Origin of the sequence: Sphingomonas sp. DC4900, assembly GCF_049896485.1 — a bacterium.
GTDB classification, from domain to species: domain Bacteria; phylum Pseudomonadota; class Alphaproteobacteria; order Sphingomonadales; family Sphingomonadaceae; genus Sphingomonas; species Sphingomonas aquatilis.
Genome location: NZ_JAFCUK010000008.1, coordinates 1 through 11,882 on the forward strand (window position 1 = coordinate 1; position 11,882 = coordinate 11,882).

Annotated in this window: 11 protein-coding genes and 1 pseudogene; 8 read left to right on the plus strand and 4 right to left on the minus strand. The window is 68.5% G+C overall.

Features of this window, described 5'->3' with window-relative positions; translation table 11 throughout:
• Positions 1-203 precede the first annotated feature (203 nt).
• Positions 204-1,613, plus strand: coding sequence for a hypothetical protein (locus tag ACP690_RS10420; RefSeq protein ID WP_426261158.1), 1,410 nt, complete (start codon positions 204-206; stop codon positions 1,611-1,613).
• Positions 1,614-1,669: 56 nt separating this feature from the next.
• Positions 1,670-2,014 carry a DUF3140 domain-containing protein gene (locus ACP690_RS10425; RefSeq protein WP_426261157.1) on the plus strand — a complete coding sequence of 115 codons (345 nt, stop codon included), beginning with the start codon at positions 1,670-1,672 and terminating at the stop codon, positions 2,012-2,014.
• Between the two features lie 2 nt (positions 2,015-2,016).
• Here the strand turns inward: ACP690_RS10425 and ACP690_RS10430 are convergent, their stop codons facing one another.
• The gene (locus ACP690_RS10430; protein ID WP_426261156.1) at positions 2,017-4,374 is read right to left on the minus strand and encodes a putative bifunctional diguanylate cyclase/phosphodiesterase; all 2,358 of its coding nucleotides are present in this window, start codon (positions 4,372-4,374) and stop codon (positions 2,017-2,019) included.
• Positions 4,375-4,446: 72 nt separating this feature from the next.
• Entirely contained in the window at positions 4,447-6,216 is a 1,770-nt protein-coding gene (locus ACP690_RS10435) for a fatty acyl-AMP ligase (RefSeq protein ID WP_426261155.1), read from the minus strand.
• A 98-nt stretch (positions 6,217-6,314) separates the two neighbouring features.
• On the opposite strand from ACP690_RS10435, the gene ACP690_RS10440 reads away from it, so the two are divergent.
• The 5 genes and pseudogenes from ACP690_RS10440 to ACP690_RS10460 all read left to right on the plus strand — a co-directional run.
• Positions 6,315-6,887, plus strand: a complete 573-nt coding sequence (locus tag ACP690_RS10440; RefSeq protein ID WP_426261154.1) for a RecX family transcriptional regulator — start codon at positions 6,315-6,317, stop codon at positions 6,885-6,887.
• A 124-nt stretch (positions 6,888-7,011) separates the two neighbouring features.
• Positions 7,012-7,623, plus strand: a complete 612-nt coding sequence (locus ACP690_RS10445; RefSeq protein ID WP_426261153.1) for a cold-shock protein — start codon at positions 7,012-7,014, stop codon at positions 7,621-7,623.
• A 3-nt stretch (positions 7,624-7,626) separates the two neighbouring features.
• Positions 7,627-8,127: a DUF192 domain-containing protein gene (locus ACP690_RS10450; RefSeq protein ID WP_426261152.1), complete on the plus strand. Its 501-nt coding sequence runs from the start codon at positions 7,627-7,629 to the stop codon at positions 8,125-8,127.
• Between the two features lie 112 nt (positions 8,128-8,239).
• Positions 8,240-8,635, plus strand: coding sequence for an NADH:ubiquinone oxidoreductase subunit NDUFA12 (locus tag ACP690_RS10455; protein WP_426261151.1), 396 nt, complete (start codon positions 8,240-8,242; stop codon positions 8,633-8,635).
• 209 nt (positions 8,636-8,844) lie between these two features.
• Positions 8,845-9,078 (plus strand): annotated as a pseudogene (locus ACP690_RS10460) (DUF2155 domain-containing protein); the annotation flags it as partial.
• A 35-nt stretch (positions 9,079-9,113) separates the two neighbouring features.
• Here ACP690_RS10460 and aat read toward each other — a convergent pair.
• Complete coding sequence (gene aat, locus ACP690_RS10465; protein WP_426261150.1) at positions 9,114-9,857, minus strand: leucyl/phenylalanyl-tRNA--protein transferase; 744 nt, start codon at positions 9,855-9,857, stop codon at positions 9,114-9,116.
• 110 nt (positions 9,858-9,967) lie between these two features.
• Positions 9,968-10,678 carry a ParA family protein gene (locus tag ACP690_RS10470; protein ID WP_426261149.1) on the minus strand — a complete coding sequence of 237 codons (711 nt, stop codon included), beginning with the start codon at positions 10,676-10,678 and terminating at the stop codon, positions 9,968-9,970.
• Between the two features lie 101 nt (positions 10,679-10,779).
• Here ACP690_RS10470 and ACP690_RS10475 point away from each other — a divergent pair, with 101 nt between their 5' ends.
• Entirely contained in the window at positions 10,780-11,862 is a 1,083-nt protein-coding gene (locus ACP690_RS10475; RefSeq protein WP_426261148.1) for an alpha/beta hydrolase, read from the plus strand.
• Positions 11,863-11,882 lie beyond the last annotated feature (20 nt).

The window sequence follows — 11,882 nt, forward strand, 5'->3', positions numbered from 1 at the left end:
TGATCAATCGTCGTCGATCAGGCGTCCGCGGCACACCCGCCAAGGTCAATGCGAACGCTGGTCTTGCGGCCAGCGACAAGGTAAACTCGGCCAGCGTCTCGGATGGCAGTCATGAGAGCCGTACCACGACGCCCTGGATTGCTTCGCGTGCGCTCGCAATGACGACGTCCGTCGATTAATCGCGCTCTGATGGACACGAGGCAATGATCAGGGCGTCCAACGCGCATACCGACCGCGTAACCGCCGCGCGCGTCGCGCTTGCGGTCGCGATCCTGTTCGGCGGCAGCCTCGCGCTGTTCTGGCCGGGCTACGTCTCGTACGACAGCCTCGCTCAATATCGGCAGGCGCTCAGCGGCCGGTATGACGACTGGCACCCGCCGGCGATGGCGCATCTCTGGGCGCTGTTCGGCGCCCATGGTCCTGCGCCGATGCTGGTACTTCAGATGCTCTGCTATTGGAGTGGCTTCGGCGCGCTGGCGGTGACGCTGACCGCGCAGGGGCGGCGGCTGGCGGCGCTCGCGATCCTGGGGCTGGCGTGCTGGCCGGCGCTGCTCGGTTGGCAGGCAGTGGTGCTGAAGGATCTGCAGATGCTCGCGGCGCTGCTGGCGGCGATCGGGCTGGTCGCAACGTGGCGGCTGCGCGGGGTGCGCGTGCCCGCGGCGGCATGGGCGGCGGCGGGGTGCCTGGCGGCCTATGCGATGCTGGTCCGCGCCAATGCGGTATTCGCCGTCGTGCCGCTGGCGGCAATGGTGGCGATCCCGCCGCGCAGGACGGTCTGGCGACTGGCGGCGATCGCGGTGGCCGTGCCGCTGGTGCTGGCGGCGGCCGGGCCGATCAACCATCGGCTGCTCGGCGCGGGCGCGAGCGGGGTGGAGCGGACGCAGGCGATGTACGACCTGTCGGGCATTGCGGTCGCGACCGACGACACGGACACCGGTCTGACGCGGTCTGAGATCGCGACGCTGCGGGCCCGGGCCTGCGTACGCCCGTTCTTCTGGGACCCGCTTGGGGACGGCGGGCGGTGCGGGGCGGAGACGGCCGGGCTGCGCGCAACGTTGGTCGGGGCGCTCTACGGCAAGTTAGCGCGGGCCGTTGTGAATCATCCGTTCGCCTATACCGCGCATCGGCTGGCCCATCTGAATGCGACCGATCGCTGGCTGGTGCCCCTGCATTGGTATGGCGCGGCACCGCCCATGGCCAACGAGCCCAACCCCTATGATTTCCACGCGCCGGGCAAAGCGGCGGGGCGTTGGCAGCAGCTGGCCGGCGTCCTCGTCGAAACGCCATTCGGCTGGCCGGCTTTATGGGCGGTGCTCGCCGTCATCGGGCTGGCCGCGACATGGCGGGCGGAGGATGCTGCGGGCAGTCTCGCGGCGGCGCTGTTCGCCTCGGCGGTCGGGCAGGAGGCGAGCTTTGCGGTGATCAGCATCGCGTCCGACCTGCGCTATCATCTGTGGGCGATGACAGCGACCGCGATCGGCTGGGTGGTGCTGGGCCGCATGCCGCGGGGCCGATGGGCGTGGGGTGCGGTGATCGTCGTGCTCGTCGGCGGGATCGCGGCGCGCCTCTGGCTGCCGCAGGCGGCGCAGACCTATAGCGGGATGCTCGGCTGATCGCGTGCAACCGCGGCAGCGGGCGATCGTTGGCGGCGCGCAAGGAGAGCGATGCGATGGCCGACGATCACGAACAGATCTACAAGGATTTCAAGGACGCGGTGAACATGGCGCCGGCCGAACTCGAACACTTCCTCGACACCGACGAGAGCAAGCGCGTCGGCTGGAAGGGCGAGGACGGTGAGGGATCGGGCGAGAGCGTCGGCCACAAATCAGGCAAGCGGATCGTGGCGATCAAGCGCAAAGCCAAGGCGGACCTGACCGACGACGATTATGCGCATATGAAGAAGGTGGTCGCCTATGTCCGCCGCCATCTGGCGCAGGGCGGCCCCGACAAGGACAAGGCGCACAGCGACTGGCGCTATTCGCTGATGAACTGGGGGCACGACCCCGAGAAATAGGGTCAGGCGGCCGCCGAGGCGTTCCAGCTGCGCGCGACGAGCGCGCGGGCGTCTTCGACACTGAGCGGCCGGCTGAAGAAGAAGCCCTGTACCTTGGTGCAGCCCAGCTCTTGGACGAGACGGTGCTCCTCCTCGGTCTCGACGCCTTCCGCCGTGGTTGCCATGCCCAGGCTCTGGGCGAGGGCGACGACGGCGCGAATGATCGCCACCGCTTCCTTCACGCCACTCGAAGCGCCCTGCACGAAACTGCGGTCGATCTTGATCGACGAAAAGCGCGTGCGCGACAGATAGCCAAGGCTCGAATAGCCGGTGCCGAAGTCGTCCAGGCTCAGCCGGATGCCGAGCGACAGCAGCTGGTCCAGAACCTTCGTCGTGCCGAGCCCTTCGTGCAGGAACACGCTTTCGGTGACCTCAAGCTCCAGCCGTTCGGGGGGCAGGCGCGAATTGGCGAGGGCGGAGGCGACGACCGAGACGAACTGCGGGTTCTGCAGCTGGTCCGGCGACACGTTGACCGCGATCCGGACGGTCGACGGCCATTGCGCGGCTTCGGCGCAGGCGGTCCGCACGACCCATTCGCCGATCGGCCCGATCAGGCGCGATTCCTCGGCCAGGGGGACGAATTTCTCGGGCGAGATCAGCCCCAGTTCGGGGTGGCGCCAGCGCAGTAGTGCCTCGAAACCGGTCAGCCGCCCGTTTCCCGCATCGACCACGGGCTGGTATTGCAGGTGCAGCTCGTTGCGCTCCACCGCCTGGCGCAGCGCCATTTCGAGCACGCGGCGTTCCTCCGCCTGAACGTGCAGTTCGGGTTCGTAGGCGTGGTAGACGCCGCGGCCCGCATCCTTGGCGCGATAGAGGGCAAGGTCGGCGGAGCGGATCAGCATCTCGGCCGTCCGCCCGTCGCGCGGACCGATCGCCAGGCCTACCGACGCGCCGATGTAGAGCGTGTGTGCGTCGATCTCATAGGGTTGCGACAGCGTGTCGATGATGCGGCGGGCGAGCGCCTCGACCGCGTCGATCCGCGTCGCGTCGCGCACGACGACGGCGAATTCGTCACCGCCCAGCCGTCCACAGACGGTGGAGGCGTCCATCAATTGCGCGAGCCGTGCCGACACGCGGGCGAGCAGACGGTCGCCGATCGGATGGCCGAGCGTATCGTTGACCGCCTTGAACCGGTCGAGATCGATCATCATGAAGCTGCAGCGCTGGCCGTTGCGCTCCGCCTCCGCCATCGCCTGGGCCAGCGTTTCGTTGATCATCAGGCGGTTGGGCAAGCCGGTGAGCGTGTCGAAGCGCGCCATCCGGGCGATGCGATCGGCGCTCATACATTGTTCGGTAACGTCGGACCCGACGCCGCGGAAACCGCAGAAGCTGCCCTTTTCGTCGAATCGCGGGCTGGCCGAGACCTGCCACCAGCGCTGCTCGCCATTCACCTCGACCGGGATGCGCAGGTCGCGGAAGCTCTCGCGCGCCTTCATCTTGGCGGCGAGCTCGCGTAGCGCGTCGGAAAAGTGGCCCGTGTCCCATGTCGGCCCGGCGAGGACGCGCAGGAAGGACTGGCCGTTGATCGCGATCGGATCGAGGCCGCAGGCATAGGCGAAGCGCGGCGAGGCCTTGACGATCTGTTTGCCCGCGTCGGTTTCCCACAGCCAGTCGGCGGCGGTCTCTTCGAATTCGCGCAGCAGCAGGCTGACGGTGTCGTTCCGTTCGGCAAGCGCGATCTGGACCGCGCGGATCACCACCAGCGCGCGCGCACGATGGAGGCAGATGACGATCAGCATGACGGTGAACAGCGCCGTCGCCGCTGCGCCGGTCGGGCTGCCGTCCAACGCGATACGCAGCGACACGGCGGCGCCCAATCCGCCCAGAAAGGCGATCGTCGCCAGCGCCAGCGGTGCCATCGCCATCGCGCCCGCAGTCATCAGCAGCGCCAGGATCATCCAGAGGGCGTAGGTGCCGTGCGAGCCGGGATCGACGCGAAAGGCAAAGACGGGAACCGCCCAGACGACGGCGAGCGCTACCCCTTCCCACAGCGTGGTGCGGACGTCGCGGGCGCTGGCATAGCCACCGTCGCGGTGATGGGTGCTCAGGCGGCGGATCGCCACGGCGACCGCCACGATGCCGACCAGCGCGGCCCAGCCGATCAGAAACGTCAGGGGCTCGTTACCGGCGAACAGGGGAACGACCAGGGCCGCGCCGATCAGATTCGCCGCCAGCAGGAACAGCGCCAGATGGCGCCCCGCATCAAGCTGTTTGGATCGGATCCGCGCCCATTGCGCGGCATCGGCGCCGTCGGTCAGGCCCAGCAATTGGGCGAATCCGATTGTTTCGGAATCGAGGGTTTGGAGCGGCGCGACTGTCACGCCTGAGATGGTAAGGTGTTGAACGTTTACGGATAGTTAGGGCGGCGCCGGTTCGCCGCCCTGATCAGCGAATTATGCGGCGATCGGATAGGGTTTGATGTCGCCGCTGAGGTACAGGTTGCGCGCCTTGGCCCGGCTGAGCTTGCCCGAGCTGGTGCGCGGCAGCGTGCGCGGCGGGATCAGCTCGATCACACAGTTCATGCCGGTGACCGACCGGACGCGCTCGCGGATTTCGTCGCGCAGGCGCAGCCGCTCGGCATCGTCGCTGCTGCGGCACTGGACGAGGACGGCGGGGGTTTCCTCACCGCCGGGCGTCGTGATCGCGAAGGCGGCGATGTCGCCCGACTTGAAGCCGGGGAGCTGCTCGACCGCCCATTCGATGTCCTGCGGCCAGTGGTTCTTGCCGTTGACGATGATCATGTCCTTGGCGCGGCCGACGATATAGATGTAGCCGTCCGACATATAGGCCATGTCACCGGTATCCAGCCAACCGTCGACCATGCAGGCGTCGGTCGCCTCCTGATCGCGGAAATAGCCGACCATGACGCTGGGGCCCTTGCACCACAATTTGCCGATCGCACCGTCGGGCAGGGGGGTGCCGTCCTCTTCGCGGATCTCGACCGTCATGTCGCGCACCGGCTTGCCGCAATTGACGATGGCGCGGAAGCGCTGCGGGCGCGGGCCGTCGTTGGCGGCGAGCGAATCGCCCCCGCCCGACAGCTGCGTTTCTTCGACCAGCTCGACGCGGATGCCTTCGCCCGGCGGCATCAGCGACACGGCCAGCGTCGCCTCGGCAAGGCCGTAGCTGGGCAGGAAGGCGCTCGCCTTGAAGCCCGCATCGGCGAAGGCATCGACGAACGCCTGCATCACGTCGGGGCGGATCATGTCGGCGCCATTGCCCGCGACGCGCCAGCGCGACAGGTCGAAGCGCCCGGCCGCCTTGGTCTGCGACGACATGCGGCGCGCGCAGATGTCGTAACCGAAGGTCGGCGAATAGGACAAAGCGGTGCCGTCGTGGCGCGAGATCATGTCGAGCCAGGCGAGCGGGCGGCGCGCGAAATCCTCGGTCTTCAGATAATCGGTCGATACCTGATTGGCGATCGGCGACAGGAAGCAGCCGACGAGGCCCATGTCGTGATACCAGGGCAGCCAGCTGATGCAGCGATCGGTGCCGTCGATCTGCATGCCGTGGCTATGCGCGGCGAGGTTGTTGAGCAGCGCATGGTGCGTGATCGCGACGCCGTGGGGGAAGCGGGTGGAGCCGCTGGAATATTGCAGATACGCGATCTGCTCGCCATGCGCCTGCGGCAGCGCGGCTTCCGGTGCTGCGCGGGTCGCGAATTCGGACCAGTCGATGCCGTCGGTGCCCGCCAGCCGCGCGGCCTCTGCCGCCATCGCGCTGAGCTCGGGCGGGAAGATCAGCATCTTGGGGTCACAGCTCGCCAGCTGGATGCGCAGCTGCTCGATATACGAATCGCGGCCGCCAAAGCTGGTCGGCAGCGGCAGCGGCACCGGCCAGGCGCCGGCGTAGATGGTGCCGAAGAACAAAGCGGCGAATTCCGGCCCGGTTTCGGCGACCAGCGCGATGCGATCCTCGGGCTGCACGCCCGCCGCGATCAGGCGATAGGCGGCGGCGATCGCGTCGCTGCGCAGCTCGGCGAAGGGATAGGGGCGCGCCAGTGTGCCGCGCGCGTCGTGGAAATTCAGACCGCGCACGCCGGTGGCGGCATAGTCCAGCGCCTCGCCCAAGGTGGCGAAATCGGCGAAGCGGCGCGGCAGCGCGTCGAGCGTCGGGGTAGGGGCCGGTCGGGGAGTCGGCGAAGCCGCAGACTGATCGGTCATCGAAATTCCTGTTCACGCGCCGCTATCATGCGGCTGTCATATCCTGGCGCTTTAACGCGCGATCAACGTTCTCATTCCGTTGCCACTGTGGCAACAACATGGCCATGCCCGCCGAACGTCGCCCTCCGCGCCCGCTGGACGCCGCCGCGCTCGACCGACTGGCGCTGCGCTACGTCGAACGGTTTGCGACGACGCAGGGCAAACTGGCGGATTACCTGCGGCGCAAGGTGCGCGAAAGGGGCTGGGAGGGTGAGCCCGCCGATCCGGCGGCGATCGCCGCGCGCATGGCGGCGCTGGGCTATGTCGACGACCGGCTCTACGCCGAGAGCAAGGCGGCGGCGCTGGCGCGGCGCGGGCTGGGCGCACGACGGGTCGGCGCGGCGCTGCGTCAGGCGCATGTCGCGGACGTCGCGGAGGATCTGGCGCCCGACATCGCCGCGCGGGCGCTGGCCGCCGCGCTCACCTTTGCGCGGCGACGGCGCGTCGGACCGTTCGGGCCAGAGGTCGCGGATCGTGCGATCCGCGACCGGCAGCTGGCCGCGATGCTGCGCGCCGGCCATCCGCTCGACCTGTCCCGACGCATCCTGGCGGCGCGCGACCTGTCCGATCTGGGGCTCGAATCGGACGATGAGGCTGCGGTCGAAGCCTTTTTCTTGCCCAGACTGGCCTAAAAACCCGCAGAGGCTTTCGTTTCATAATTGCGGCTGCGACGAACCGTGCTAGCGTGTCGGCGACAGGGGTGCAGTGATGCGTGGCGAGCCGCAACGGGAGTGCGACGAGCGAGACGACGGGCAGATGCCCGGCGACCGCGAACGCGCGTTCGGCCGACAGGTGGAATCCGGGGATACGATCGACGCCGACGCGCCGGACGCGACGACCCGCGCGGCCGTCGCAGACGAAGGCCCCATCGCGATCGGCGGCGTCGTCAAATGGTTTGACGCGACGCGCGGCTTCGGCTTCGCGGTGGCGGACGATCCGGCATATGGCGACGTGCTGATCCATTTTTCGGTGTTGCAGCCGCACGGCCGGCGCAGCCTGCCCGAAGGGGCGCGGGTGGAGACGCTGTCGGTGCAGCGCGGTCGCGGCTATCAGGCGCGCGAAGTGATCGGCATCGACCTGACCAATGCGATCGAGGATGCGCCCCGGCCGCCGCGCAATCCCGATCGCGTCGATCCGCTCAGCCTGATCGATGCGGCCGGCGCGTTCGAAGGCGCGGTGGTGAAATGGTTCAACCGGCTGAAGGGCTATGGTTTCCTGGTCCGCGATGCGGATGGGGCGGACGTGTTCGTCCATATGGAAACGCTGCGTCGTGCGGGGCTGGCGGTGGTCGAACCCGGCCAGCGGTTGCGCGCGCGGATCGTCGCGGGCAACAAGGGGCCTCTGGCGGTCAGCGTCGAAGAGGATTGAGCGATGATCGGAACGAAGGCGCTGGTGGCGATCGTCGCGGCGCTGGGGCTGGGCGCGACCGGGGTCGCGGTGCAGACCGGTGTTTTCTCGCACGATACGGCGGCGAAGGATGCGGCCAAGACGCTGTTGCCGATCACCATCGGCAGCGCCAACGGCACGCATAATTTTACGGTGGAACGCGCGGTCACGCCCGCCGAGCAGGAACGCGGGCTGATGTACCGCACCGACCTGAAGCCCGATGGCGGCATGCTGTTCTGGCCCTATCCGCCCGAGGGCGGCGGTCCGCGTCAGGCGAGCTTCTGGATGAAGAACACGCCGACGCCGCTCGACATCCTGTTCATCCGCGCCGACGGCACGATCGCGACGATCGCCGAAAATACCGTTCCCTTCTCCGAAACGCCCGTCCTGTCGCGCGAGCCGGTGGCGGCGGTGCTCGAATTGGTCGGCGGCCGCGCGGCGGACCTCGGCATCGCCGAAGGCGACAAGGTGACCTGGGCGAAGTGAGGAGTCGGCTCGACCGCCGACGCTCTTCGCGCGGATTCTCGTCACGGCCGCCATCCCCGATCGCGATCCCCTGTTGAAGGGCGCAGCGGACACGGGTAAGCGCTGAGCCACTATGGGCATCAACCTCAATCCCTTCACCTGGTGGACCGGCGCGTCGTGGGGCACGATGCTCTATGGCCTGCGCGGCATGGCGCAGATGGGCACCGACCAGCTCGGCAACGTCTATTACGAAGGCGGCAATGACGGCAGCGGCCGCAAGCGGCGCTGGGTGATCTATGAGGGTGCGAACGATGCCAGCCGGGTGCCGCCCGAATGGTTCAGCTGGCTGCACCATCACATCGACGACGTGCCCGATCGCGCGCTGCCGCCGGTGCGTGCGTGGCAGAAGCCGCCGATCCCCAACATGACCGGCACGCCGCTCGCCTATCGCCCCTCGGGCTCGCTGGAGAAGGGCGGCAAGCGCGCCGCCGCGACCGGCGATTACGAGGCGTGGACGCCCGAAGGGTGAGCCCACGGATCGGCCGCTGGCTGGCCGCCGGCGTCCTGCTGGTCGCGCTCGCGGTGGCCGGCGTCTTCGGCTATCGCGCTTGGCATGGCAGTAACGGCCCGGCGAACCGGACGGTCGCGACGCAGGACCTGCCCGCCGATCCCGCCAAGGGTGACGGGATCGAGACGATCGCCGCCTCCGACACGACGCTGCCCACCGGCGGTACGCCGATGGCCGAACGGGTCGCCGTCGTCGGCCTGCTCAACAAGCGCAACGGCGTCAGTCGCGACCTGACGCTGAAGCCGGGGCAGGCGGTGCGCATCGGCGACGCGATCGTGCGCCTGCGCGCCTGCGAAAAGACCGCGCCCTGGGAGCAGGATCAGCTGACCGGCGCGTTCGTCCAGCTCGACGTGCGCGGCACCGACCGGCACTGGCGCCGCGCCTTTTCCGGCTGGTTGTTCAAGGAACGGCCGGCGCTGAATGTCGTCCAGCACCCCGTCTATGACGTGTGGACCAAGAGCTGCACGATGTCCTGGCCGGAAACCGGTCCCGACACGGTATCGGCGGCGAGTGGCGGCGCGGCGCGCTCCAGCGCGAAGAAATCGGGCGGTGCGGACGCCGATGCGAGCGAGGGCGACGATGCGGCGCCCGTCGACGAGCCAGTCGCCCCGTCGAGCGCGCCGGCCAGCAACGCGCAATAATCGTTCCGGTCGATCTCCACCGCACCCAAGGAGGCGAGGTGGGGCGTCTGGAACTGGCAGTCGAGCAAGGTGAACCCGCCGACCTTCAGGCGAGCGACGAGCCAGGCGAGCGCAACCTTCGACGCATCGGTCCGGCGGCTGACCATCGATTCGCCGAAAAAGGCCCGGCCCAGCGCCAGGCCGTACAGGCCGCCGACCAGATCGTCGCCGTCCCAGCATTCGATCGAATGCGCATAGCCCATGCGGTGCAGCGTCACGAACACCTGCTCGATGCCGCTGTTGATCCAGGTTTCCGGGCGATCGTCGGCGCTTTCTGCGCACAGCTGGATCATCCGCTCGAAGGCGGTGTCAGCGGTGACGCGAAAGCGGTCACGCGCGATCGTCTTGCGCAGCGACGCGGAGAGGTGGAAGCCATCAATCGGCAGGATCGCACGGGTGCGCGGCTCGACCCAATAGACGCTGTCGGCGTCGCGGTGATCCGCCATCGGGAAGACGCCCATGGCATAGGCGCCGAGCACGAGTTTCGGGTCGAGCGTCTCCATCGCCGGCCAAGGTGGCGGTGCCCGGGGGCGATGGCAAGGTGGGCCGCTCCGGCCGGACGACGGTCAAGCCCGTACGATCTAAATCCGGGCGACCCGCATCGCGCGTCGGATCAGCGCGCCACCCGCTTTTCGATCGCGCGCCACAGCCCGGCGAAGGCCGTCGCGGCGGCGCTGCGCGGCGCATAGGTGGCGACGGGCGCGCGGTGATCTGCCATCGCCTCGACCGCACTCGCCATCGGGATCGCGGGCCAGTCGGGCTGCGCGGCAAGCGCGGCGGCGTGCAGGCGGCGGCGGCGGTCGACCATCATGTGGACGGGCAGCACCGGCACCTTGCCGCCGAGATGGCGCACCACTTCCTCTGCGGCGCGTTGCGCGAGCGCGGAGGGGATGATCGGCATGACGATCAGGTCGGCGGCGCGGATCACCTGTTCACTGGTTTCGGTAAGCCCCGGCGGACAATCGAGCAGGACGTGATCGTAACTGCCGAGGTCAGCGACCAGCTTGTCGAGCCGCCGCTTCTTGCCGAGATCGTGCAGCAGCACGTCGAGGTCGCGCAATGATGCGTCGGCCGGGATCAGATCGAGCTTCGCGATCTCGGTCTGGCGGGCGTGGCGCGCGACCTTCGTGTCCTTGGTGAACAACGCGCGCGCCTGATCGCCCGCGGGATCGCGACCCAGCACCCAGCTGCTCGCCGCCTGGGGATCGAGGTCCCACAAGGCGGTGCGCCGTTTCGACAGGGTGGCGGCGCAATAGGCCAGATTGACGGCCAGCGTGGTTTTGCCGACGCCGCCCTTCGAACTGTAGATCGCGATCGTTGCCATGGGGCGGGATCGTACCGTTCTGGACCCGATGGGGCAATGCGCCATCCGCGCCATGAGAGAAACTGGGGGCTGGCCCGAGCAAAGGTGCTTTGTCGGGCGCGATGCCGCCCGATACGGGCCGGACGCAAGACGCGGCGGCATCGGGCGGCGATGCGCTGCGTCACCATCCGGATCGGGAGTTCGATATGCTGCGCCGTGCCGTCCTTTCGTCTGCGATCCTGCTTGCCGTGTCGCTTGCATCGTCGACAGGTGGGCGGGCAACCGGGCCGGTGCGTAAAAGCGTGCCGATCGTTTCCCGACCCGGCGTGTGGCAGGCGCCGGCGGGTGGACGGCAGGAGCTATTATGGGCGGCCGCCGTCCCGCTCGCCAAGCCGGACAGCGGGGAGGCGCCGGAGGAAACCGGCAACGGTTCGGCGATCGTCGGCGGGCGGATGTGGCATTGGGCGGGGTCGATCATGCGACCGACGATGACGGTGTTCCGGCCGCAGGCGCGCAACACGGGCACGGCCATGCTGGTGCTGCCGGGCGGCGGCTTCACCGTCGTCGCGATGGATCTGGAGGGGACCGAAATCTGCGATTGGGCGGTGCGGCAGGGGATCACCTGCGCAGTGCTCAAATATCGCGTGCCGCAAGCGTGGCCGGTGGTGAACGGCCGGCAGCAGCGGCCCAAGGTGCTGCTGGGGCTGGAGGATGCGCAGCGCGCGATGGGGCTGCTGCGCGTGCGGGCGGCGCGCTATGGCATCGATCCGCATCGCATTGGCGTCATCGGCTTTTCGGCCGGCGCCTATCTGGCCGCGGCGATGAGCAATACCGAGGCGCGGACCTATCCCATCGCGGATGCCGCCGATCGTCAATCGCCGCGCCCCGACTTTGCGGTAATCGCCTATACCGCGCGCATGCTCGACGACAGCAAGGGCCGCAACAGCCTGGAATTGCAGCCATGGGTGACGATCAGCCCGAAAGCGCCGGCGACCTTCATCCTGCACGCGATGAACGATTCCACCGACCCGATCCGCCAGCCCATGGCCTATGCCCTGGCGCTGACCGACGTGGGCGTGCCGGTCGACATGCGCCTGTACGCCAAAGGCGGCCACGCCTTCGGAATGCGTCCGACCGCCGACCCGGTGACGCGCGAATGGCCGGGTGCGCTCAAGCAATGGCTGCGCGATATCGGCATGCTGTGATCGGTCCGGCCGCGGATCGC